This is a genomic window from Pseudomonas sp. PDM21 (assembly GCF_014852505.2).
GTDB lineage: Bacteria > Pseudomonadota > Gammaproteobacteria > Pseudomonadales > Pseudomonadaceae > Pseudomonas.
The window spans coordinates 1,946,122-1,969,179 of sequence record NZ_CM181223.1; the positions used below are offsets into that span (position 1 = coordinate 1,946,122).

26 protein-coding genes and 1 tRNA gene are annotated in these 23,058 nt (G+C 62.2%); 20 read left to right on the forward strand and 7 right to left on the reverse strand.

Annotated elements, in window-relative coordinates; genetic code table 11:
- Positions 1-6: 6 nt before the first annotated feature.
- Positions 7-1,782 carry a glyoxylate carboligase gene (gene gcl, locus IB275_RS09185; RefSeq protein ID WP_081518100.1) on the reverse strand — a complete coding sequence of 592 codons (1,776 nt, stop codon included), beginning with the start codon at positions 1,780-1,782 and terminating at the stop codon, positions 7-9.
- Between the two features lie 357 nt (positions 1,783-2,139).
- Between gcl and IB275_RS09190 the strand changes: the two genes are divergently transcribed.
- A complete protein-coding gene (locus IB275_RS09190) occupies positions 2,140-2,571 on the forward strand; it encodes a GlcG/HbpS family heme-binding protein (RefSeq protein WP_081518101.1) in 432 nt (143 codons plus the stop codon).
- Positions 2,572-2,684: 113 nt separating this feature from the next.
- Here IB275_RS09190 and IB275_RS09195 read toward each other — a convergent pair whose 3' ends face one another.
- Entirely contained in the window at positions 2,685-3,338 is a 654-nt protein-coding gene (locus IB275_RS09195) for a TetR/AcrR family transcriptional regulator (protein ID WP_192289084.1), read from the reverse strand.
- 210 nt (positions 3,339-3,548) lie between these two features.
- On the opposite strand from IB275_RS09195, the gene moaA reads away from it, so the two are divergent.
- The 7 genes from moaA (at position 3,549) to IB275_RS09230 (ending at position 8,832) form a co-directional block, all read left to right on the forward strand.
- Positions 3,549-4,544 (forward strand): GTP 3',8-cyclase MoaA, encoded by a 996-nt coding sequence (gene moaA / locus IB275_RS09200; protein ID WP_192289082.1) that lies wholly within the window; start codon positions 3,549-3,551, stop codon positions 4,542-4,544.
- A 65-nt stretch (positions 4,545-4,609) separates the two neighbouring features.
- Positions 4,610-5,440, forward strand: coding sequence for a substrate-binding periplasmic protein (locus IB275_RS09205; protein ID WP_225607753.1), 831 nt, complete (start codon positions 4,610-4,612; stop codon positions 5,438-5,440).
- 59 nt (positions 5,441-5,499) lie between these two features.
- Positions 5,500-5,835, forward strand: a complete 336-nt coding sequence (locus tag IB275_RS09210; protein WP_192289080.1) for a low molecular weight protein tyrosine phosphatase family protein — start codon at positions 5,500-5,502, stop codon at positions 5,833-5,835.
- Complete coding sequence (locus IB275_RS09215) at positions 5,832-6,317, forward strand: hypothetical protein (protein WP_192289078.1); 486 nt, start codon at positions 5,832-5,834, stop codon at positions 6,315-6,317. The genes IB275_RS09210 and IB275_RS09215 overlap by 4 nt, the downstream gene beginning before the upstream one ends.
- 130 nt (positions 6,318-6,447) lie before the next feature.
- Complete coding sequence (locus IB275_RS09220) at positions 6,448-6,843, forward strand: PA2779 family protein (protein ID WP_081518106.1); 396 nt, start codon at positions 6,448-6,450, stop codon at positions 6,841-6,843.
- Positions 6,844-6,854: 11 nt separating this feature from the next.
- A complete protein-coding gene (locus IB275_RS09225) occupies positions 6,855-7,799 on the forward strand; it encodes a PA2778 family cysteine peptidase (RefSeq protein WP_192289076.1) in 945 nt (314 codons plus the stop codon).
- A gap of 73 nt (positions 7,800-7,872) precedes the next feature.
- Positions 7,873-8,832: a formate/nitrite transporter family protein gene (locus tag IB275_RS09230; RefSeq protein ID WP_192289074.1), complete on the forward strand. Its 960-nt coding sequence runs from the start codon at positions 7,873-7,875 to the stop codon at positions 8,830-8,832.
- A gap of 34 nt (positions 8,833-8,866) precedes the next feature.
- On the opposite strand, the gene IB275_RS09235 is transcribed toward IB275_RS09230, so the two are convergent.
- Positions 8,867-10,150 (reverse strand): NAD(P)/FAD-dependent oxidoreductase, encoded by a 1,284-nt coding sequence (locus IB275_RS09235; protein WP_192289072.1) that lies wholly within the window; start codon positions 10,148-10,150, stop codon positions 8,867-8,869.
- Positions 10,151-10,336: 186 nt separating this feature from the next.
- Between IB275_RS09235 and IB275_RS09240 the strand changes: the two genes are divergently transcribed.
- Positions 10,337-10,413, forward strand: a tRNA-Val gene (locus IB275_RS09240).
- A 100-nt stretch (positions 10,414-10,513) separates the two neighbouring features.
- On the opposite strand, the gene IB275_RS09245 is transcribed toward IB275_RS09240, so the two are convergent.
- The gene (locus tag IB275_RS09245; RefSeq protein ID WP_353051514.1) at positions 10,514-10,687 is read right to left on the reverse strand and encodes a hypothetical protein; all 174 of its coding nucleotides are present in this window, start codon (positions 10,685-10,687) and stop codon (positions 10,514-10,516) included.
- A 289-nt stretch (positions 10,688-10,976) separates the two neighbouring features.
- Between IB275_RS09245 and IB275_RS09250 the strand changes: the two genes are divergently transcribed.
- The gene (locus tag IB275_RS09250; RefSeq protein ID WP_263864834.1) at positions 10,977-11,102 is read left to right on the forward strand and encodes a hypothetical protein; all 126 of its coding nucleotides are present in this window, start codon (positions 10,977-10,979) and stop codon (positions 11,100-11,102) included.
- Between the two features lie 659 nt (positions 11,103-11,761).
- The gene (locus IB275_RS09255; protein ID WP_192289070.1) at positions 11,762-12,379 is read left to right on the forward strand and encodes a hypothetical protein; all 618 of its coding nucleotides are present in this window, start codon (positions 11,762-11,764) and stop codon (positions 12,377-12,379) included.
- A gap of 21 nt (positions 12,380-12,400) precedes the next feature.
- On the opposite strand, the gene IB275_RS09260 is transcribed toward IB275_RS09255, so the two are convergent.
- Entirely contained in the window at positions 12,401-12,715 is a 315-nt protein-coding gene (locus IB275_RS09260) for a hypothetical protein (RefSeq protein ID WP_192289068.1), read from the reverse strand.
- A 140-nt stretch (positions 12,716-12,855) separates the two neighbouring features.
- Here IB275_RS09260 and IB275_RS09265 point away from each other — a divergent pair, with 140 nt between their 5' ends.
- Positions 12,856-13,032, forward strand: coding sequence for a hypothetical protein (locus tag IB275_RS09265; RefSeq protein ID WP_192289066.1), 177 nt, complete (start codon positions 12,856-12,858; stop codon positions 13,030-13,032).
- Between the two features lie 447 nt (positions 13,033-13,479).
- Entirely contained in the window at positions 13,480-14,001 is a 522-nt protein-coding gene (locus tag IB275_RS09270) for a DUF4946 domain-containing protein (protein WP_192290607.1), read from the forward strand.
- Between the two features lie 69 nt (positions 14,002-14,070).
- On the opposite strand, the gene IB275_RS09275 is transcribed toward IB275_RS09270, so the two are convergent.
- Entirely contained in the window at positions 14,071-14,295 is a 225-nt protein-coding gene (locus tag IB275_RS09275; RefSeq protein WP_138212887.1) for a hypothetical protein, read from the reverse strand.
- Positions 14,296-14,738: 443 nt separating this feature from the next.
- A complete protein-coding gene (locus IB275_RS09280; protein WP_192289064.1) occupies positions 14,739-15,092 on the reverse strand; it encodes a histone-like nucleoid-structuring protein, MvaT/MvaU family in 354 nt (117 codons plus the stop codon).
- 255 nt (positions 15,093-15,347) lie between these two features.
- On the opposite strand from IB275_RS09280, the gene IB275_RS09285 reads away from it, so the two are divergent.
- The 7 genes from IB275_RS09285 (at position 15,348) to pheT (ending at position 23,056) form a co-directional block, all read left to right on the forward strand.
- On the forward strand, positions 15,348-16,181 hold the full coding sequence (locus IB275_RS09285; RefSeq protein ID WP_192289062.1) for an alpha/beta fold hydrolase: 834 nt from the start codon (positions 15,348-15,350) through the stop codon (positions 16,179-16,181).
- Between the two features lie 241 nt (positions 16,182-16,422).
- Positions 16,423-18,345 carry a threonine--tRNA ligase gene (gene thrS / locus IB275_RS09290; protein WP_192289060.1) on the forward strand — a complete coding sequence of 641 codons (1,923 nt, stop codon included), beginning with the start codon at positions 16,423-16,425 and terminating at the stop codon, positions 18,343-18,345.
- Positions 18,345-18,896: a translation initiation factor IF-3 gene (gene infC / locus IB275_RS09295; protein ID WP_192290605.1), complete on the forward strand. Its 552-nt coding sequence runs from the start codon at positions 18,345-18,347 to the stop codon at positions 18,894-18,896. The genes thrS and infC overlap by 1 nt, the downstream gene beginning before the upstream one ends.
- 60 nt (positions 18,897-18,956) lie before the next feature.
- Positions 18,957-19,151 carry a 50S ribosomal protein L35 gene (gene rpmI, locus IB275_RS09300; protein WP_017516491.1) on the forward strand — a complete coding sequence of 65 codons (195 nt, stop codon included), beginning with the start codon at positions 18,957-18,959 and terminating at the stop codon, positions 19,149-19,151.
- 21 nt (positions 19,152-19,172) lie between these two features.
- Complete coding sequence (rplT, locus tag IB275_RS09305; protein WP_045217787.1) at positions 19,173-19,529, forward strand: 50S ribosomal protein L20; 357 nt, start codon at positions 19,173-19,175, stop codon at positions 19,527-19,529.
- 97 nt (positions 19,530-19,626) lie between these two features.
- A complete protein-coding gene (gene pheS / locus IB275_RS09310) occupies positions 19,627-20,643 on the forward strand; it encodes a phenylalanine--tRNA ligase subunit alpha (RefSeq protein WP_024763164.1) in 1,017 nt (338 codons plus the stop codon).
- Positions 20,644-20,677: 34 nt separating this feature from the next.
- Positions 20,678-23,056: a phenylalanine--tRNA ligase subunit beta gene (gene pheT / locus IB275_RS09315; protein WP_192289058.1), complete on the forward strand. Its 2,379-nt coding sequence runs from the start codon at positions 20,678-20,680 to the stop codon at positions 23,054-23,056.
- The last annotated feature ends 2 nt before the right edge of the window (positions 23,057-23,058 follow it).

Genomic DNA, 23,058 nt, shown 5'->3' on the forward strand with positions numbered 1-23,058 from the left:
GATCTATCAGTCCAGCAGCGAGATGGCGGTCGGCGCATCAACGCCTTTCAGGGCCAGCTCTTCGAACTCGTTGACCGCGTTGATCTCGGTACCCATGGAAATGTTGGTGACGCGCTCCAGGATCACCTCGACCACCACCGGTACACGGTGCTGCTGCATCAGCTCGCGAGCCTGGGCGAAGGCGGCGCCGATCTGGTTCGGGTCGAACACGCGGATCGCCTTGCAACCCAGGCCTTCCACCACTGCGACGTGGTCCACGCCGTAGCCGTTGAGCTCCGGAGCGTTGACGTTGTCGAAGGCCAGCTGCACGCAGTAGTCGATCTCGAAGCCACGCTGCGCCTGGCGGATCAGGCCCAGGTAAGAGTTATTCACCAGGACGTGGATGTACGGCAGGTTGAACTGCGCACCGGCGGCCAGTTCTTCGATCATGAACTGGAAGTCATAGTCGCCCGACAGCGCGACGACCTGACGGCTCGGGTCGGCCTTGACCACGCCCAGCGCTGCCGGAATGGTCCAGCCCAGCGGGCCGGCCTGGCCGCAGTTGATCCAGTGGCGCGGCTTGTAGACGTGCAGGAACTGCGCGCCGGCGATCTGCGACAGACCGATGGTGCTGACGTAGCAGGTGTCCTTGCCGAAGAACTCGTTCATCTCTTCGTAGACGCGCTGCGGCTTGACCGGCACGTTGTCGAAGTGGGTCTTGCGCTGCATCGTGCGCTTGCGCTCGCGGCAGGCTTCGACCCAGGCGCTGCGATCCTTCAGCTTGCCGGCGGCTTTCCACTCGCGGGCTACTTCAAGGAACACGTCGAGGGCGGAACCGGCGTCGGAAACTATCCCTAAGTCCGGGGTGAACACACGGCCGATCTGGGTCGGTTCGATGTCCACGTGAACAAACTTGCGGCCTGCGGTGTAGACGTCGACCGAACCGGTGTGACGGTTGGCCCAGCGGTTGCCGATGCCCAGCACCATGTCCGATTCCAGGACGGTGGCGTTGCCGTAGCGGTGCGAGGTCTGCAGGCCGCACATGCCCGCCATCAACGGGTGGTCGTCGGGGATGGTGCCCCAGCCCATCAGGGTCGGGACTACCGGCACGCCGGTCAGCTCGGCGAACTCGACCAGCTTGTCGGAAGCGTCGGCGTTGATGATGCCGCCGCCGGCGCAGATCAGCGGGCGCTCGGCGTCATTGAACAGGGCCAGGGCTTTCTCGGCCTGGGCACGAGTGGCCTTGGGCTTGTTCACCGGCAGCGGTTCGTAGGCGTCGATGTCGAATTCGATCTCGGCCATCTGCACGTCGAAGGGCAGGTCGATCAGCACCGGGCCGGGACGGCCGCTGCGCATTTCGAAGAAGGCCTTCTGGAAGGCATAGGGCACCTGGCCCGGTTCCAGCACGGTGGTCGCCCACTTGGTGACCGGCTTGACGATGCTGGTGATGTCCACGGCCTGGAAGTCTTCCTTGTGCATGCGCGCACGGGGAGCTTGGCCGGTGATGCAGAGAATCGGGATGGAGTCGGCGGAAGCCGAGTACAGGCCGGTGACCATGTCGGTGCCGGCGGGGCCGGAGGTGCCGATGCACACGCCGATGTTGCCGGCGTTGGTGCGGGTGTAGCCCTCGGCCATGTGCGAGGCGCCTTCCACGTGGCGGGCCAGGACGTGATCGATGCCACCGAGTTTCTTCATGGCCGCATACATGGGGTTGATGGCGGCGCCCGGTACGCCGAAGGCGGTATCCACGCCTTCGCGACGCATGACGAGTACGGCAGCCTCGATTGCTCTCATTCTGGCCATATTTTGTTCCTCGGTTCTTATACTGATTGTGTACAAAAGTTGAGGCGATTCTAGGCAGGCAATTCGACGAAGGTCAAGACGGGTTGTATACGAGGGACTGAGTGGTCATTTTTCGCTGTGGGCCGTTTATTCCGGGGGTTTCGAGAAAAAGCTGAACGCAGGGTCAAACTGTCGTTTGAAAAAATGTATACAAAAATATATATGAATTGTCCTTTTCAGTTGCTTTGGTTGAGACCTTCGGCTACTAGATTGCGTACAGATTTCTGATACGCGTGTGCGCAGCATTCACTTGTGCGCATGGCGTGGCCCCGGCTTGTCGATCTTGAACCGCCTTATCAACTTGAAGAGGAAAACCTCATGAGCACCCTGAGTCTGGAAACCGCACTGGACATCACCCGTCACGCCCTGGTCGCCAGCCGCGAGCTGTCCACCGCTCCGCTGACCATCGCCGTGCTGGATGCCGGCGGGCACCTGTTGAGCCTGCAGCGCGAGGACGGCGCGAGCATGCTTCGCCCGCAGATCGCCATCGGCAAGGCGTGGGGCGCGGTGGCGCTGGGCAAGTCGTCGCGGGTGCTGGCGGCGGACGCTCAGCAGCGGCCGTCGTTCATCGCCGCGGTGAACACCCTGGCGCAAGGCAACGTGGTACCCGCGCCCGGCGGCGTGCTGATCCGCAATTCGGCCAATGAAGTGATTGGTGCCATCGGCATCAGCGGCGACGTCTCGGACATCGACGAGCAATGCGCGATCCGTGGCGTGCAGGCGCTGGGCCTGGTCGCTGACGCGGGCTGATCGAAGAAGGGCAGGGCGCGCGGTTCATCGCGCGCCTCGCTCCTACGCGTTTCCGGGGCATCCGTAGGATGGGTGGAGCGAAGCGATACCCATGCAGCAGCGGTTGATAACCGTCAGATCGACAACGGCCGCAAACGCCCCTGCGGCTTGTGTTCGGCGCCATTGTCCGGCGCGGTGCCGCGCAGCACCAGGCGGGTAATGGTTTCGGTGGCCGCTTCGAAGTCTGCCTCGCTGAGGCTGGTCTTGCCGGTGACCATGGAGATCTGCCAGTCGAAGTCGGCGTAGGTCTGGGTCGCCGCCCAGATGGTGAACAGCAGGTGGTGCGGGTCCACCGGCGCCAGCAGGTCGCGGTCGATCCAGCTCTGCAGGCAGGCGATGTTGCGCTGCGCCTGGGCGTTCAGCTCATCCAGGTATTCCCTGGGCAGGTGCGGCGCACCGTGCATCAGCTCGCTGGCGAACACCTTGGAGGCGTGCGGCAGCTCCTGGGAAATCTTCACCTTGGAACGGATGTAGGCGCGCAGCGCCTCGCTCGGTTCGTCATCCTCGCGGAACGGCGCGGAGGCCTGCAGCAGCGGCTCCACTACGCTTTCCAGCACGCAGCGGTAGAGGTTTTCCTTGGACTGGAAGTAGTAGTAGACGTTGGGCTTGGGCAGCCCGGCGCGAGCGGCGATGTCGCTGGTCTTGGTCGCCGCGAAACCCTTTTCGGCGAATTCTTCGCTGGCGGCGCGAAGGATGAGGCGACGGTTACGCTCGCGGATGCTGGTCATTGGCTGGTCTTCTTTTCTTTTATTGCTGTTATAGCTGTTGTCACCGAGCCGGGCATGGTAGCACCGGGTTCTTGAGCCCCTCAACTCGGCCCCGTTGCGGGTACTTGCGTGCAATTTCCTGACTCGCGGGTCGGTTTTGTGTGTACAGCGACGACGTTCTAAGGTATTTCTAGCGCACTTTCGTTCGGCACCTGCCATCCGGAACCCCCCATGTCCGATTCCCAGTTGGTCGACCCCTTCGGTCGACGCATCACCTACCTGCGCCTGTCGGTCACCGACCGCTGCGACTTCCGCTGCACCTACTGCATGAGCGAAGACATGCAGTTCCTGCCTCGCGACCAGGTATTGAGCCTGGAGGAACTCGAAGCCGTGGCCGACGCCTTCATCGGCCTGGGCGTGACGCGCATCCGCATCACCGGCGGCGAGCCGCTGGTGCGCAAGGGCCTGACCGGTCTGCTGGCAAGACTGGGCGCACGTTCGGAGCTGGACGATCTCTCCATCACCACCAACGGCTCGCAACTGCGCGAGCGTGCAGCAGAGCTGCGCGCGGCCGGCGTGCGTCGGCTGAATATCAGCCTCGACTCGCTGCGCCGCGAACGCTTCGCCGCCTTCACCCGCTCCGACAAGCTGGAGCAGGTGCTCGACGGAATCGACGCCGCCCGCGAGGCCGGCTTCGAGCGCATCAAGCTCAATGCCGTGGTGCAGAAGGGCCGCAACGACGACGAAGTCTGCGACCTGGTGGCCTTCGCCCTGGAGAAGGGTATCGACATCAGCTTCATCGAGGAGATGCCGCTGGGCAGCGTCAGCAGCCACGAGCGCAAGCAGACTTTGTGCAGCAGCGACGAAGTCCGTGCGCAGCTCGCCGAGCGCTGGCAACTGTTGCCGACGCCGGAGCGCAGTGGCGGCCCGTCGCGTTACTACCGCATCGACGGCTACGCCAGCCGCATCGGCTTCATTTCCCCGCACAGCCACAACTTCTGCGGCGACTGCAACCGGGTGCGGGTGACCGCCGAAGGCAAGCTGGTGCTCTGCCTCGGCCACGAGGGCGCGCTGGACCTGCGCCAACTGCTGCGCGAGCACCCCGGCGACGGCGCGCGCCTGCGCGAGGCGCTGATGCAGGCGCTGCAGCTCAAGCCCGAACGCCATCATTTCGAAGCCGACCAGCAGGTGCAGGTGCTGCGCTTCATGAGCATGACCGGCGGCTGAGTCCGCCACGGCGGGCGCCCGGCCCGCCGGACAGAACAAAAACAACAGGCAACAAGGAGAGTCGTTTGAAGCTCAAGGCATTCTGCTGCGCGCTCGCCAGCATTTTTTCCACCGGTGTTTCAAGTGTCGCCATGGCGCAGACCTTCGTCGTCGGCGTCGAGAACCTGGCCTTCGCCCCTCACTACAGCACCGATGTGCAGGGCAATTACCAGGGCTTCGCCCGTGAGGTGCTGGACCTTTTCGCCAGCACCAGCGGCATCACCCTGGAGTATCGTCCGCTGCCGGTGGACGCGCTGCTGCCGGCGCTGCTGTCCGGCCAGGTCGATCTCAAGTACCCGGACAACCCGAACTGGGCGCCCGAGCAGAAAGCCGGGAGAACCCTGCGCTACAGCCAGCCGGTGACCGAGTACGTCGACGGCGTGCTGGTGGCGCCGGAGCGGCTGGGGCAAGGCGTTGGCGCCTTGAGGCGGCTGGCGCTGGTGGATGGCTGGACGCCACGCGGTTATGAGCAGTCGGTGCAGGCCGGGCAGATCGCCCTCGCGCCCAGCGCCGACCTCAAGCAGATGATCCATGCCGCGCTGAAGAAGCAGGCCGACGGCGTCTATTTCAACGTGGTGGTCGCCACTTTCTACCTGGACAACATCCGCGCGAAGCCGGGGGCACTGGTGTTCGATCCTTCACTGCCACACACGCGCAGCGCCTTCCACCTGTCCACGGTGAAGCAGGGCGAGCTGATCGAGCGCTTCGACCGCTTCCTCGTCGACCATTCCAGGGAGGTGGCTGCGCTCAAGGCCAAGTACGGCGTCGAGGCGAGCCTGGACTCCGAGCACCTGGGCGTCGAGCAGTGGAAAGTGGATTTCCTCGAGCGCCAGAAAGCGAAACAGAAGTCGCCGTGAGCCGCCTTCTTCCCTAGAATCGCCGCTGCCGTTTGCGCGCCAGCCGTAGGGAGGATGAAGTGCGCCGCGCTTTGTTCATCTGCAGCCGCAACCGTCTGCGCAGTCCCACTGCCGAAACCGTCTTCGCCAACTGGCCGGAGGTCGAGACTGACTCCGCCGGTCTGGCGTCGGACGCGGAAGTCTCCCTGAGCGCCGAGCAACTGGAGTGGGCCGACCTGGTTTTCGTCATGGAGCGCCGCCATCGGCAGGCACTGCTGCGCCGCTTCCCCGTGGCGATGCGCGGCAAGCGCCTGGTGTGCCTGGATATCCCTGACGACTACGTCTATCTCCAGCCCGAGCTGGTGCTCCTGCTGGAGCGCAAGGTCGGGCCTTTTCTACGGCAGGAGAGTGCGTGAGCGAGCTTCGCATTCCCCTGCGCGAAGGCGCGCTGGTCTGCCCTGGTTTCCGCATCCAGGCCCAGCCCGAACCTTCGCTGGCCATCGACGGCGATCTGCTCTGGGCGCTGGAGCAGCCGCAGTGGTGCCCGCTGGCTGTGTCGCTCGAGGAGCGTGACGGCGCACAGTGGATCACGCCGCTGCCGCTGGCGCAGCAGGCTGGTTTCGACCCGCAGCGGGTGATCGGCTGGCGCGACGAGCCGGTGCGCATCGAGCAGCCCGAAGGCGTCGAGGATGCCGAGGCCGCTATCCACTGGTGGCGCGGCGGCACGGTCGACGATGTGCGCGGGCGCATTAGCCATTATCCCTGGGGACGTCTGCTGCGCCTCGAAGGTCCGGGCATCGGCCCGGAGCACATCCTCTTTCCCCATGGCCATGCCTGCCTCTACCTGGGGCATCTGGACGCCGACTGGCGCCAAATTCGCTTCGAACTCTTTTCCTGAGCCGGCATCACACTAGATAGCGGCCCTGCGGTGCCGCCGATACGGCGGGAGCGTCGTGGTCGGTTGTCTCGCGTGCGAGCGGCCTGCACCTCCTGCCCAGTGCATGCAGTCCATGATGAGGTGACCCAGAATGACCATAACAAGACGGGTAAAGAGCCTTGCAGCAGTCCTGGTGTTCGCGCAGTTGGGTGTCGTCGCGGAAGTCCCGTTGGCTCAGGCCGCCATGGTTGGCACCGGCGAAGTGCTGCAGGCACAGCAGCAACAGGTCGACCGCGAACAGTTGTTGAAAATGCTCGATGACCAGGGCGTGCAGAAAAAACTGCAGTCCATGGGCGTCGAGCGCAGCAAGGTCGAGCAGCGCATCAAGAGCCTGTCCAATGAAGAGCTGGCGCAGTTCAACCAGCAACTGGACGAGGCTCCCGCTGGCGGCATCATCGGGATCATCCTGTTGTTCCTGCTGATCTTCGTGATCACCGACCTGCTCTGTATCACCCACATCTTCACCTTCGTGAGGTGCCAGCGTTGAGACGCTGGGCCATGGCCGTCGCGTTTGCGGCGGCCGTGGCACTCGGCGGCTGCGCGCAGTCGCCGAGGTTGCCAGCCAGCGTGGATGCGTTGCCGGAGCGGGTGGAACTGAGTGATGTGCAGTTCTTCCCGCAGCAGGAGTTCCAGTGCGGCCCGGCCGCGCTCGCGACCATGCTTAATCAGCGCGGCGTGCGGGTGACTCCTCGCGAGCTGAAGGATCGGGTGTTCATCCCTGGACGCGAGGGCAGCTTGCAGGTGGAGCTGGTAGCGGCGGCGCGGGAGAAGGGCATGCTGGTCTATCCGCTCAGGCCGCGCCTGGAGAATATCCTGACCGAAGTGGCGGCGGGCAATCCGGTGCTGATCCTGCAGAATCAGGGGCTGGGCTGGCTGCCGGTCTGGCACTTCGCGGTGGTGGTCGGCTTCGATCGCAATCGGCACGAACTGATCCTCCGCTCGGGCATCACCGAGCGCCTGGTGATCGACTTCACCGCCTTCGACGTGACCTGGAAGCGCAGCCAGCGCTGGGCGGTGCTGACCGTGCCAGCGGACCGGCTACCGGCGACGGCGGAGCCGACGGCCTGGTTGAGGGCGGCCCATGACCTGGAGGAAACCGGTCAGCCGGCATTGGCGGAGCAGGCCTACCGCACCGCGACCAAGGCCTGGCCGCAGGAGTCGCTCGGCTGGTTCGCCCTGGCCAATGCGCGCTACAGCGACGGAAATCTCGGCGATGCCGAGGATGCGCTGCGCCACAGCGTCGGCGCGAAGCCGGGGTTTGCGGCGGGCTGGTTCAACCTGGCCAACGTATTGGGCGAGCGTGGTTGTCCGCAGCAGGCTGGCGCAGCGGCGAGTTGTGCGCGGCACCTGGCGCCAGACGATGCGCGCTTCTCGCAGAGGATCGGTAGTACGGCCGCGGCAGGTGACGGTTGCCAGGCGGTGCCGGTCTGCCCGGCGAACTGAGACGCGAAGGTTTCTGGATCCGAAGCGGGAACGGCACAGCCTAAACCTGCAATGTCCCAGCGAGGTGCTTGGCATGGCCAGCGAAAAACCACCGGCACGCGGCGGCGCGCGTGCCAAGGAGAGCGCGTCGACTACTAAGAAGGCGGCGCCTCGCAATCCTTCCCGCAGCTCGAAAGCCGGGAGCGACACGGCCGACGATCTCTCCGCCGAGGAGCGCCGCAAGGTCGAGAAAAGCCAGCCGCCCCGTGCGCTGGTGCTGCACGAAGTCATCCGCCTGCAGGGCAATCATGAACTGGACCGCACTCTGGCGGCGCTCTGGTGGTCGGCGCTGGCGGCCGGGCTGACTATCGGCCTGTCGCTGATGGCCATGGGGTTGTTCCGTGCTCGGCTGCCGGATCACGACATGGCGGTGATCACCACCAGCCTGGGTTATCCGGTGGGCTTCCTGGCGATCATTCTCGCGCGCCAGCAGCTGTTCACCGAGAACACCCTGACGGCAGTGCTGCCGGTGATGAGCGAACCAACGCTGGAAAAGTTCGGACAGTTGCTGCGGCTGTGGTCGGTGGTATTGGCGGGCAATGTCGTCGGCGCGCTGTTGTTCGCCTACGGCATGCTGCATCTGCCGATCTTCGACACAAAGGCCGACCAGGCCTTCCTCGATATCGGCCGCGAGGTGATGGAGAACGACCACTGGCAGATGTTCTCCAAGGGCATCGTATCCGGCTGGATGATCGCCACCATGGTCTGGCTGGTGCCGGCGGCGGAAAACGCCAAGGTGTGGATCATCTTCCTGGTTACCTACCTGATGGCGTTGGGCAGCTTCAGCCACATCGTGGTCGGCACCTGCGAGGTGGGTTACCTGATGTTTGCCGGCGAAGTGGGGCTGGCGGCGTTCGTCGTCGATTTCGCCTTGCCGACGCTGGTGGGCAATATCGTCGGCGGCAGCCTGATCTTCGCTCTGATGAGCCATGCCCAGGTGCGCAGCGATACGTCGCCACCGGAGAAGTCCCCGAAAAGAAAAACGGCGCCCTGAGGCGCCGTTTTTTCGTGCGGTGAGAAGCGAGGCGTCAGATGCCCAGCTTGTCGCGCATGGTGTAGTACCAGGCACCGATCGCGGAGAACGGGACCTGGAACATGCGACCGCCCGGGAAGGGGTAGTGCGGCAGGGTGGCGAAGGCGTCGAAACGCTCGGCCTGACCACGCAGCACTTCGGCCAGCAGCTTGCCCGCGAGGTGGGTATAGGTCACACCGTGGCCCGAGCAGCCCTGGGAGTAGTAGATGTTGTCGCCGATGCGACCAACCTGCGGCAGGCGCGAGAGGGTCAGCAGGAAGTTGCCGGTCCAGGCGAAGTCGATCTTCACGTCCTTCAGCTGCGGGAAGACCTTGAGCATCTTCGGACGAATGATTGCTTCGATGTTCGACGGGTCGCGTGCACCGTAGACTACGCCACCGCCAAAGATCAGGCGGTTGTCGCCAGTCAGGCGGTAGTAGTCGAGCAGGTAGTTGCAGTCCTCGACGCAGTAGTCGGTCGGCAGCAGGGACTTGGCCAGGTCGGCGCTCAGCGGCTCGGTGGTGATCACCTGGGTGCCGCACGGCATGGACTTGGAAGCCAGTTCCGGCACCAGGCCGCCGAGGTAGGCGTTACCGGCTACCACGATGAACTTGGCCTTCACACGGCCCTTCGGAGTGTGCACTACCGGGTTGGCACCACGGTCGATCTTCACGGCAGGGGACTGCTCGTGGATCACGCCGCCCAGGGACTCCACGGCGGCGGCTTCGCCTAGGGCGAGGTTCAGCGGGTGGATGTGGCCGCCGCTCATGTCGAGCATGCCGCCGACATAGCTGTCGGTACCGACGACTTCACGGATGCGCTTGGCGTCCATCAGTTCCAGCTGGGTGTGGCCGAAGCGCTCCCACAGCTTCTTCTGCGACTCCAGGTGGCCCATCTGCTTGGTGCTGAGGGCCGCGAACACGCCGCCGTCCTTCAGGTCGCACTGGATGTTGTACTTGGCGATGCGCTCGCGAATGATGCGGCCGCCTTCGAAGGCCATGTCGCCCAGCAGTCTGGCCTGCTTGGCGCCAACGCTGCGTTCGATGACGTCGATGTCGCGGCTATAGCTGTTGACGATCTGACCGCCGTTGCGGCCCGAGGCACCGAAGCCAACCTTGGCGGCTTCCAGTACGGTGACCTTGAAACCGTTTTCCAGCAGGAACAGGGCGGTCGACAGGCCGGTGTAGCCTGCGCCGATCACGCAGACATCGGTTTCCACCTCGCCTTGCAGTTCAGGACGGGCCGGAACCGGGTTGGCCGAAGCTGCGTAATAGGAAGAGGGGTAGGAAGTGTGCGGCATAATGCACCTGTGTTTGTTATTTTTTACGAGATGTGCGGATGCTACCTGAGTCGAATCGGACCGGCTAGTGCCCGTGCAAAATAATTTACGGACGGTCGAACATAAAAAAATTCACTTTTTCAGTGGCTTAGCTGAAAAAAGTGCTTGACGCTCTAAAACGATCGCGTAGAATGCGCCCCACACGACAGGCACATAGCTCAGTTGGTTAGAGCACCACCTTGACATGGTGGGGGTCGTTGGTTCGAGTCCAATTGTGCCTACCAAACATAATCGCTTCGGCGATTTCAGAAAGGGCGATCCGAAAGGGTCGCCCTTTTTGTCTTGGGGCTATTTGGAAAATCCTTGGGAAAACGGCCGCCGGCTCTAGAGTTTCAGGTTGGCTCGCATCCTCCGATACTCGATCGCCTTCTGTTCGTGTCCCTCCTGAGAGTAGGTCGTCATTTCGCCGTCGGCGTGGCCCGTCAGCGCCTGCACGTACTCGGTCGGGAATCCCTGCTCTTCATATAGCCAGGAACTCAGTGCGCGAAGCTCATGCACAGTTGGCCTGGTGATGTGGGTGTACGCCCCGCAGTTGTCCCGCGCCTTCCTCAATCCATCGTTTGAGTTGCTGCAGGCTCGGCTTGCCGCCGACGTACCGCAGCTTTCTATGCTCGCCGGCCTCCATTGGGCGCGGCGTTCTCGCGGTAACTTGTGAAATCACCTTTGTCATGGGCAATACCTCATCCGGCCGGCGCCCGCTGGTGCGTTGACATCTATCAGTCAGGCGCCGAGCGAGGAGGGCGAGACTTAGGTCAGGCGCTATGAGCGCTGTTTGGAGGACCTGAAGATGAAAGCTCTGTCCGCATTGGTAGATCTGATTGGCAGTGACGATGCCGTTGTTGCGCTCGGCGTTCTTTCACTGGTCGCAGGCGCCCTCGCCGTGTCCTCGATATTGTTGCTGGGCGTGAGCTGACATCGCGCTGCCTCCTGCGAGAAGCGGTACCGGGATGCGGCCCTATCCGCGCCCAGGATTTGATCGGTCTCGCTCAATGGGATGATCTTCTAAGGCTCGGCGCTGCAGTGGGTGCAGAAGTTGATCTCGGTCGGAAGTTTGCGACTGTCGACGGCCCAAGTGACGTAGGCCATCAAAGGATGGCCTGGATATCGCTGACCTTGACCTGCGCGCCGGCCAGCAGGCCGCTAGTGAAGCTGGCGAAGCACCGGCCTGCGCCGTGCGAGGACGGCTTGCTGAAGATGGCGCGCTTGCCTGCGTGCTGGCTGGTGGTGATTGCTGCTGGTTGGCCTTGGGGGCATCGTCTTGCTCTCCTGGGCGTTTGTTTTCCCGGATGCCCCTCTCGCATAGGCGTCGACGAAATCGCTTTTGTTGCCGGCGCCACGACTGGTGAAGCTGGCCTTCGCACCAGAATCCCGGGTCATTCGCACGGTTTGCCTTTCGCCTGCTTAACCCGGCAGCCCCTCAGTTGGCTTATGGGTGAGTGCGCCGGTCGCCGGTAACTGCCGTGCAAGGAGTGCGGTGGGGCGCTGATTGAATTAATCGGAGGTTGGGCGTCGCGATGCTGGTGGTGTGCTATCAATTTGATATTGACGCCCATCACTGAAAGGACTCTCCCGATGCGCCATTGCGCCGTGTTGCTGCTTTCACTTGCCCTGCTGGAAGGCTGCTCCACCACCGACACACTCAAAACTGGCTTTCCTGAGCTGCTGCAGCGGCGGCAACAGCTCATGGCCTTGGCGGCGGGTGGGGACGCCAGTGCGCAGAAGGAAAGAGTCGAGGTCGAGGAGAAGCTGGATGCGAAGATCCAGTCCGCCATCGAGGATGCCAATCAGACTTGCAGCGAAGTCATCGGCTCGCGCGAGCAACTGGCCCAGAAGAGGTCTCGCGATACCCTTGGCATCTCGCTGATTGGTTTGGCAGCCGGTTCAGTGATTGCTCCCGCGCTGACAGCAGCGAACGCCGCGGCCAATGCGCCCTGGATTGCGGCTTTCAGTGGTGTTGGTGGTGCGAGCGCTGTTGCTGTTCGCCAAGTGGATAGTGCTGGGATGAGCGGCGGTGCAGATATTACGATTGCAAACAACATCAGCGCGGCAGTGAAGACCGAAATGGCGATCGCTCTGAATGAAAGCACGAGTCCTCGGGAGCGCTACTCGGCAGCAATCAAGGCCAAGACCGAATGCCTCTACTATCCCCGCTACGTGTATCGCATCGAACCGCCTCAGTCGCCGAAGTAGGCGCGGGCGGTTGAGTCGCCTCTAGTTCATCGCGCTTCTGCGCTCGCTATAGGCTTCGTACTGCCGGCATTTCTGCTCGGCGTTGGCAAACGCCTGGTCGGGTGTCTGATCTCCGTGGTAGCCGAAGCGCACGAAGTACCTGACGACCACCTGAGTATCCGCGTCGAGCTTGGCGCTGCCCTCGTGAACGGCCGCTATCGCCTGCTGCTCGGTCTTGCCCTCGTTTCGGTACAGGGCTCCCGCTCGGGCGAACAGGCCGATGCCGGTGCAGAAGTCGGAGGCTTGGGCGCCGGCGGCAAGTGGCATGAGCAGGAGCAATGCTGTGAGCTTTTTCATGTGGCCTCACTGAGCCTGCGATTTCATTCTGCCTCTAAGTATGGAGCCTGCTGCGGCCTTCTGCTCGTCCTGTGCGTGAGTGTGACGAAGCCTCTCTCTTTCGGGGCGTGTGTCTGCCGGATCTGCCCAGGTTGTTTGTGATGACGGGAATCAAAAACGCCCGATGCGGTGCGCCGGGCGTTTCGCTATCGGCGACTTTCGAAGCCGGGACCGCCGCCGTGGCCACCGTCTCCGTGGTTGCCGCCACCGCCGTGGCCACCTCCACCTGGACCGCCGAAGGGCGGGAAGAACGGCCAGCAGCCGGAGAGCAATACTAAGGCGGTGAGCAGAGCGGCTTTGGTCAGCTTGGATAACATCGAGACACCGTGGGACATGGAAAAATCGGTGCGAAGTAGACCCGCCGGGGGCGCCGGTGTCTCGAAGAATTTGGTATCGGCAGGGTAAGTATTGTGTCGGCGCTGATGCATTTCCGGCGATCGATGGACGGCGTTTTGCTGGTGGCACTAAGGAGAAGCCCCGCAGCTGGAGCGCGCGGGGCTTCAAGACGGCAACTCAGGGGGGGTACGGGCAAGCCGGTCCTTCGGCTGTACTGTGAATGTAGCTTCGACCCGGCGGTTGGGGCGTCAGGCGTCGTAAGCGGTGCTTGGCGCTGGAAGGGTGGTCCGGTAGGGTCGCCCTTTCCTTGGCTCTCGGAAGGGCGGCTGGCCCGCGAAATTGCAGGGCTGCCTGCTATGGTGGCCCTTGGCGTGTGCACGGAGGTGGTGATGGGTGGTCTGCGATCCTGGTTGTTGCTCGGCGTGTTGTGGGTGCCGCTGCCGGCTTTGGCAGAAATGCAGGTGATCTGGCCGCAGGGCTGGGAGGTTTCGCGTTCGCCAGCGGAAGCGGCTGCTGATGCACCGGTGGTTCGTCAGCGTGGCGTGCGCATGGCGGAGGATGGATCCCAGGATCTGGTCATGGAGATCACGCGCAGTCGGCTCGGCGATGCCGCCAAGGTCAGTGTCGAGAATGTCATCGTCGAGATGCGCAAGGCGTTGCAGAAGGACTTCATGCGCCAGGGATTCCAGGCGGCGTGCAGCAAGCCGCTGGATGCGAGGCTGGGTGGGTTGGCGGGGCTGGAAGTGCATTGCGGCATCAGCCAGAACGGCACCGAGGTGCTCAAGCAGACCGTGCAGGTCGCGTTGGGTGATGGGGCGGCGTACTCGCTGACCTATGCGGCGCCATCGGAGCGCTATGCGGCGCTGATGGCGGAGATCGAATCGGTGAAGGCAGGCATCAGTCTGAATTGAGTGCTGCCTTTATAGGGACGGCAGAAAAGCAAAAGCCCCGCTCATGCGGGGCTTTTTTCGTTTTCAGGCTCAGGCAGCGATGGTGGCTTGCACTCGCTGAATCACCGCGCTCAGCGGTACCTCGCCCTGGTATTGCTGAGGGTAGAGGCGTTCGGTGTGCTTGGCGATGCCATGCTCGTTCACCAGGGTGAAGCTGAAGCCGTGCTTGCGCTTGGCCTGGATAACGCAGTTCAGAGGGGCGAAGGCCGCCGAGAGGGTGCGAATCGCCTCCTGGATTTGCAGGGAGGTTTTCATTGTCTTGTCTTTCCAAATAGGTAACGGTCCTATGACCGTCGAAATCGTCAAAAGCTCCGGGTGCGATCTGAGAATGCAGAAAACGTATGACCGGAATATGGCAGCGATTGGAAACTTGGGGGTCTGTTCGCGTCAGGCTGCGATGTTGGGTGAAAGCAGGGGGTCTGACGTGGGGCGCTGATCGCTCGGGCAAATGTTCCTGGCGCGGTTGGCGTGCTCTGGAATCAATGCGGAGGATGCGCTGGCCGTGGCCCTGTAGAGCCCAGCTTCTGCCCTGGATCAGGTAGGGAGTGCTGGGAGGGGCGACCTTGGGTTTGGTGTTCGCTGTCGGCCAGTATAAGGATTTCTTCTAACGATGGCTAGTTTATATGCAGCCGTCTGTCAGGAGTCGCCGAGCAAAGGATAGATTCCGCGGAGCGGGAGCGCTCCGCGGAACATCAGCATTACTGCAGCCAGGATTCCACGGTGTCGCCACCGTATTGTTGTTTCCAGGCTTTCAGGGTCTTGTGGTTGCCGCCCTTGGTCTCGATGGTCTCGCCGTTGTGCGGGTTCTTGTAAACCTTCAGTTGGCGGGTACGGCGCGGCTGTTGTGCGGCAGCCGGCTCGGTGGAAGTCTGCGGATCGAGAATGTCGATGACATTGCGCAGGTTCATGCCGTACTGGTTCATCAAGGCTTGCAGCTGATCCTTGAACTCCAGTTCTTTCTTCAGGCCGCCATCGCTCTTGAGTTTCTCGAGCAGGGCGAGTTGTTCCTGGAGTTTGCGCTCGGCTTCGCGGAATTCCGCAAGTTTGGACATCTGGGTGCTCCCGTATGCAGGGTGATTTAGTACGGCGCGATTCTGTGTTCTTGTGATTGTTCGCGTCAACTGAATATATGAATTGTTGCGATTGGGAAGCACGCTTTAAATGTTAAGGGCGCATGAAGGATTGGTCGATTAATTGATCAATGAGGGATAATGTGCCGGCTAAAGGGTGTGGCGGTATTTTTCGTCGATCAATAGCCCCTGCGAAATCTGTGTGCTTTATTGTGGTGCGTTGCGTGCGAGTGCTGGATGAATAACGAGATAGTGCAATACCGGGTCAATGATTATGAACTGACGTGCCAGGTTGCCGGGCAGGGCGTGCCGCTGCTGCTGGTGCATGGTTCGCTCTGTGACTACCGCTACTGGCAGGGGCAAGTCCAGGCGTTGTCTGCCCGTTATCGTGTGGTGGTGCCCAGCCTGCGCCACTATTTTCCCGAGCAGTGGGATGGAGCGGGGCCGGATTTTACAACGCAGCAGCATGTCGATGATCTGTGGGCGTTGCTCGATCAGTTGCCGGGTCCGGTTCATCTGCTGGGGCATTCGCGGGGCGGTAATATCTGTCTGCGCTTGGCACTGGCGGCTCCGCAGAAATTACTCTCGTTGACACTCGCTGATCCCGGCGGGGACTATGCCGATGATGTTTTCGCGGGGGTAAATATCGAAGCGCCAGTATCTCCCGTGGAGCGCAATCAGTTTCGTCAGCAGGCGCTGGAGATGATTCGAGCGGGGGCGGTGGAAGAGGGGCTGCAACTCTTTGTCGATACTGTCAGTGGTGCAGGAGTCTGGTCGCGGTCTTCCCGGAAATTCCGCGAAATGGCGACAGCTAATGCCATGACATTGGTTGGGCAGGTCGCTGATCATCCCGTGCCTATAAGGCATGAGCAGATCTTGCAGTTGCAGTTGCCGGTATTGCTGATCGGCGGGGCAAAAAGTCCGGAGCCGTTTCCGCGAATCATCCAGGCATTGCAATCGACGCTTGTGGATGCGCGCTCGGTGACGATTCCCGGTGCGTCCCACGGCATGAATGTGATCCGCCCGGCGTCCTTCAATCGCAGCGTGCTGGAGTTTGTCGACCAGTACTGAGCGAAGTCAGGCTTGCCGCTCGTCAGCTTCCCAAACATGCAGTAACATCCCACGCCTTGCCCGCTATCGTTTGCGGACAGGTTTTCGATTTCTTCCAGTGATCTACGTCCGCGCGCGTAAGCGCAGGGTGCCGACAAGGCGCCTGCCACTGTGAGGCAGGCTTACCCAGCGGGCGACGCTTACTGGCACATCCCAACCCATGTGGCCTTTCGTAGGGGTCACCACTAGGAGAGGAGGCGCCATGCCCATCATTACTCTTCCCGACGGTAGTCAGCGTTCATTCGATCATCCGGTCAGCGTGGCCGAGGTGGCGCAATCCATTGGCGCGGGCTTGGCAAAAGCCACCCTGGCCGGCAAGGTCAATGGCCGCCTGGTCGATGCCTGCGACATCATCGACAGCGACGCGACCCTGCAGATCATTACCCCGAAGGACGAGGACGGGCTGGAGATCATCCGCCACTCCTGCGCTCACCTGGTGGGCCATGCGGTCAAGCAGCTGTACCCGACCGCCAAGATGGTCATCGGCCCGGTGATCGACGAAGGCTTCTATTACGACATCGCCTTCGAGCGCCCCTTCACTCCGGACGACATGGCCGCGATCGAAAAGCGCATGGCCGAGCTGATCGAGAAGGACTACGACGTCATCAAGAAGATGACGCCGCGTGCCGAAGTCATCGAGACCTTCAAGGCTCGTGGTGAGGAGTACAAGCTGCGCCTCATCGACGACATGCCGGACGAGAAGGCCATGGGCCTGTACTTCCATGAGGAGTACGTGGACATGTGCCGCGGCCCGCACGTGCCGAACACTCGTTTCCTGAAGGCCTTCAAGCTGACCAAGATTTCCGGTGCCTACTGGCGCGGCGACTCGAAGAACGAGCAGCTGCAGCGCGTCTACGGCACCGCCTGGGCGGACAAGAAGCAGCTGGCTGCCTACATCCAGCGCATCGAGGAAGCCGAGAAACGCGATCACCGCCGCATCGGCAAGCAGCTTGACCTCTTCCACCTCCAGGAAGAAGCGCCGGGCATGGTCTTCTGGCACCCGAACGGCTGGACCGTTTACCAGGTGCTCGAGCAGTACATGCGCAAGGTGCAGCGCGACCACGGTTATGTGGAAGTCCGCACCCCGCAGGTTGTCGATCGCATCCTCTGGGAGCGCTCCGGCCACTGGACCAACTACGCCGAGAACATGTTCACCACTTCGTCGGAAAGCCGTGACTTCGCGGTCAAGCCGATGAACTGCCCATGTCATGTGCAGATCTTCAATCAGGGCCTGAAATCCTACCGTGACCTGCCGCTGCGCCTCGCCGAGTTCGGCGCCTGCCACCGCAACGAGCCGTCCGGCGCGCTGCACGGCATCATGCGCGTGCGTGGCTTCACCCAGGACGACGCCCACATCTTCTGCACCGAAGAGCAGGTGAAGAAGGAAGCGGCCGACTTCATCAAGCTGACCCTGCAGGTCTATTCGGACTTCGGTTTCAGCGATGTCTCCATGAAGCTGTCCACTCGTCCGGCCAAACGCGTCGGTTCCGAAGAGCTGTGGGATCGCGCTGAAAGCGCGCTGGCCGACGCTTTGAACGAATCCGGCCTGGAGTGGGAATACCAGCCGGGCGAGGGCGCCTTCTACGGTCCGAAGATCGAGTTCACCCTGAAGGATTGCCTCGGCCGTAACTGGCAGTGCGGCACCCTGCAGTACGACCCGAACTTGCCGGAGCGTCTGGATGCCAGCTATATCGCCGAAGATAACAGCCGTACCCGCCCGGTCATGCTGCACCGCGCGATTCTCGGCTCCTTCGAGCGCTTCATCGGCATGCTCATCGAGCACTACGCCGGCCTGTTCCCGGCCTGGCTCGCACCGACCCAGGCTGTAGTGATGAATATCACTGACAAGCAGGGCGAATGGGCTGAAGAAGTGGTGCGTCAGCTCGAGCAAAGCGGATTCCGTGCCAAGTCTGACTTGAGAAACGAGAAAATTGGCTTTAAAATCCGCGAGCATACTTTGCTCAAGGTTCCCTATCTGCTGGTCATCGGTGATAGGGAAGTTGAATCGCAGGCCGTCGCCGTACGTACGCGCGAAGGGGCAGACCTCGGCTCGATGCCGGTCGCCCAGTTCGCTGAGCTGCTTGCTCAGGCGGTTTCCCGGCGTGGTCGCCAAGACTCGGAGTAATCATTATTAAGCGTGAAATGAGACAGGATAAGCGGGCTCTCCCGAAACCGCCGATCAACGAGAACATCACCGCCCGTGAGGTTCGTCTGATTGGTGCTGACGGTCAGCAGATCGGTGTGGTCTCCCTCGATGAGGCTCTCCGTCTGGCTGACGAGGCCAAGCTGGACCTGGTGGAAATTTCTGCTGATGCGGTGCCCCCTGTCTGCCGCATCATGGACTACGGCAAGCACCTCTTCGAGAAGAAGAAGCAAGCCGCTGCTGCGAAGAAGAACCAGCACCAGCAACAGATCAAAGAAATCAAGTTTCGTCCAGGGACGGAAGAAGGGGATTACCAGGTAAAACTACGCAACCTGGTACGTTTCCTTAATGAAGGGGACAAGGCCAAGGTATCGCTTCGATTCCGTGGTCGTGAGATGGCCCACCAGGAGCTGGGCATGGAGCTGTTGAAGCGGGTCGAAACCGACCTCGCCGAAGTCGGCACCGTGGAACAGCATCCTAAGCTGGAAGGACGCCAGCTGATGATGGTCATCGCTCCCAAGAAGCGTAAATAACCTCCCGGGCACTGGCAGGCCTGATGGTTATCAGTTGTTAACGAATGCGGAGTACTAAACATGCCAAAGATGAAAACCAAGAGTGGCGCCAAAAAGCGCTTTAAAGTGACTGCTGGTGGTATCAAGCACAAGCACGCTTTCAAGAGCCACATCCTGACCAAAATGACCACCAAGCGTAAGCGTCAGCTGCGCGGCACTTCGATGCTCGCTGCTTCCGACGTTCGCCGTGTAGCGCGCTCCCTGCGTCTGCGTTGATTTCTGGTAGAGGATAAATAAATGGCTCGTGTTAAGCGTGGCGTGATTGCCCGTCGTCGTCACAAAAAGATTCTGAAGCTCGCAAAAGGCTACTACGGCGCGCGTTCGCGTGTGTTCCGTGTTGCCAAGCAGGCGGTCATCAAAGCAGGCCAATACGCCTACCGTGACCGTCGTCAGCGCAAGCGTCAGTTCCGCGCTCTGTGGATCGCTCGTATCAACGCTGGTGCTCGTCTGAACGGTCTGTCCTACAGCCGTCTGATCGCTGGTCTGAAAAAAGCGGCCATCGAGATCGACCGTAAGGTCCTGGCCGATCTGGCTGTGAACGAAAAAGCGGCGTTTACCGCAATTGTCGAGAAAGCGAAAGCCAGCCTGGCTTAAGCCCCGCGACAGTTACCGGATCTTGGTCCGGACGTAACGTCACCGATAGGGGAAGAGCCTTACCGCTCTTCCCCTATTTTGTATCTGGAGTTGGTACATGGAAAACCTGGACGCGCTGGTCTCGCAGGCCCTGGACGCCGTGCGGAACACCGAAGACGTCAACGCCCTGGAGCAGATCCGGGTTCACTACCTCGGCAAGAAAGGCGAGCTGACCCAGGTCATGAAGACCCTGGGCGACCTGCCGGCCGAAGAGCGCCCCAAGGTCGGTGCGCTGATCAACGTCGCCAAGGAAAAGGTTCAGGATGTGCTGAACGCCCGCAAGGCCGAGCTGGAGGGCGCCGCCCTCGCCGCCAAGCTGGCAGCCGAGCGCATCGACGTGACTCTCCCGGGCCGTGGCCAGTCCTCCGGCGGCCTGCACCCGGTCACCCGCACCAAAGAGCGCATCGAGCAGTGCTTCACCCGCATCGGCTATGAAGTGGCCGAGGGTCCGGAAGTCGAAGACGATTACCACAACTTCGAAGCGCTCAACATTCCGGGCCACCACCCGGCTCGTGCCATGCACGACACCTTCTACTTCAATGCGAACATGCTGCTGCGCACCCATACCTCGCCGGTACAGGTCCGCACCATGGAAAACCAGAAGCCGCCGATTCGCATTGTCTGCCCGGGCCGCGTCTACCGCTGCGACTCCGACCTGACCCACTCGCCCATGTTCCACCAGGTCGAAGGTCTGCTGGTCGATGAAGACGTCAGCTTCGCCGACCTCAAGGGCACCATCGAGGAATTCCTCCGCGCCTTCTTCGAGAAGGAATTCTCAGTCCGCTTCCGTCCGTCCTTCTTCCCCTTCACCGAGCCTTCGGCGGAAGTCGACATCCAGTGCGTGCTCTGCAGCGGCAAGGGTTGCCGCGTCTGCAAGCAGACCGGCTGGTTGGAAGTCATGGGTTGCGGCATGGTCCACCCCGACGTGCTGCGCATGTCCGGCATCGACCCCGAGAAATACCAGGGCTTCGCCTTCGGCATGGGGATCGAGCGCCTGGCCATGCTGCGCTATGGCGTGAACGACTTGCGCCTGTTCTTCGACAACGATCTGCGGTTCCTCGGCCAGTTCCGCTAGCCCGCACGACCGTCAACGCATTTAGGAGAGCAGGATGAAATTCAGTGAACAGTGGCTGCGGAGCTGGGTAAATCCGCAGGTATCCCGTGACGAGCTGGTCGCTCGTCTGTCCATGGCCGGCCTCGAGGTCGACGCCGTGATCCCCGTCGCCGGCCAGTTCAGCGGTGTGGTCGTAGGCGAAGTGCTGTCGACCGAACAGCATCCGGACGCCGACAAGTTGCGCGTCTGCCAGGTCAGCAACGGTTCGGAGACCTTCCAGGTCGTCTGCGGCGCGCCCAACGTGCGCCCGGGACTGAAGATCCCCTTCGCCATGATCGGCGCCGAACTGCCGGGCGACTTCAAGATCAAGAAAGCCAAGCTGCGCGGCGTTGAATCCAACGGCATGCTCTGCTCGGCCAAAGAGCTGGAAATCAGCGAAGAGAACGCCGGCCTGATGGAGCTCGCCGCAGACGCGCCGGTGGGCGCCAACGTCCGCGACTACCTCGAACTGGACGACGCCTCCATCGAGATCGGCCTGACCCCGAACCGCGGTGACTGCCTGTCGCTGACCGGTCTCGCCCGCGAAGTCGGCGCGCTGTACAGCGCCGAGGTCAAGCCGGTGGTGGTCAACGCCGTTGCTCCGCATATCGACGAAGTACGCAGCATCGAACTGCTGGCGCCCAAGGCTTGCCCGCGCTACCTCGGCCGCGTCATCCGCAACGTCGACCTGAGCAAGCCGTCCCCCCTGTGGATGGTCGAACGCCTGCGCCGTTCCGACATCCGTAGCATCGATGCCGCCGTCGACATCACCAACTACGTGATGATCGAGCTGGGCCAGCCGATGCACGCCTTCGACCTCGACGAGATCAAGGGCGGCATTCGCGTGCGCATGGCGGAGGAGGGCGAGAAGCTCGTCCTGCTCGACGGCCACGAAGTCACCCTGCGTGCCGACACCCTGGTGATCGCCGACCATGAACGCGCCCTGGCCATTGCTGGCGTAATGGGTGGCGAGCACAGCGGCGTCAGCGCCAAGACCCGCGACCTGTTCCTCGAAAGCGCCTTCTTCGACAACATCGCCGTCGCCGGCAAGGCCCGCTCCTATGGCCTGCACACCGATGCCTCGCACCGCTTCGAGCGCGGCGTGGACTCGCAACTGGCCCGCCGCGCCATGGAGCGCGCCACCGAGCTGCTGCTGCAGATCGTCGGCGGCGAAGCCGGCCCGATCATCGAGCAAGCCAGCGAAGCCGGCCTGCCGAAGGTTGCGCCGGTCACCCTGCGTGCCGAGCGCGTCACTCAGATGCTGGGCATGACCCTGGAAAACGCCGAGATCGAGCGCCTGCTCACTGCGCTGGAATTCGACGTCCAGAAAGCCGGTGCCGATGCCTGGACCGTGGGTGTGCCGAGCCATCGCTTCGACGTCTCCATCGAAGTCGACCTGATCGAAGAACTTGGTCGCCTGTACGGCTACAACCGCCTGCCGGTTCGTTACCCGCAGGCTCGCCTGGCGCCGAACACCAAGTCCGAGTCCCAGGCCGAGCTGCCGGCGCTGCGCCGCCTGCTGGTCGCCCGCGACTACCAGGAAGCCATCACCTACAGCTTCATCGATCCCAAGCTGTTCCAGCTGTTCCATCCTGGCGTCGAGCCGCTGATGCTGGCCAACCCGATCTCCGCCGACATGGCCGCCATGCGCGCCTCGCTCTGGCCGGGTCTGGTGAAGTCCCTGCAGCACAACCTCAACCGCCAGCAGACCCGCGTGCGCCTGTTCGAAAGCGGCCTGCGCTTCGTTGGTCAGCTGGAAGGGCTGGTGCAGGAAAACATGCTCGCCGGTGTCGTCTGCGGTGCTCGTCAGCCGGAAGGCTGGGCCAACGGCCGCGAGAGCGTCGACTTCTTCGATGTCAAAGCCGACGTCGAAGCGCTGCTGGGTAATGCCGGCGCCCTCGAAGCCTTCACCTTCTCTCCGGCAGAGCACCCGGCGCTGCATCCGGGCCAGACCGCCAAGATCGAGCGCGACGGCGTGCTGGTCGGCTACCTGGGCGCCCTGCACCCGGAGCTGGCCAAGGCGCTGGACCTGGATCGCCCGGTCTACGTCTTCGAGCTGGTACTGGCCGAAGTCGCCAAGGGTCGCCTGCCGAAATTCAGCGAACTGTCGCGCTTCCCCGAAGTGCGCCGTGACCTCGCGCTGATCGTCGATCTGGATACCCCGGCCGAATTCGTCCTGGCAAATATCCGTGAAACGGCGGGCGAATGGCTGACGGACCTCAGGCTCTTTGACGTCTACCACGGTAAAGGCATTGATCCGCTTAGAAAAAGCTTGGCCGTTGGCTTGACCTGGCAGCATCCATCACGCACTCTTAATGATGACGAGGTGAACGCGACTACGCAGAATATCGTCGCCTCGCTGGAACAAAGGTTCAACGCCACGTTAAGGAAGTAGCG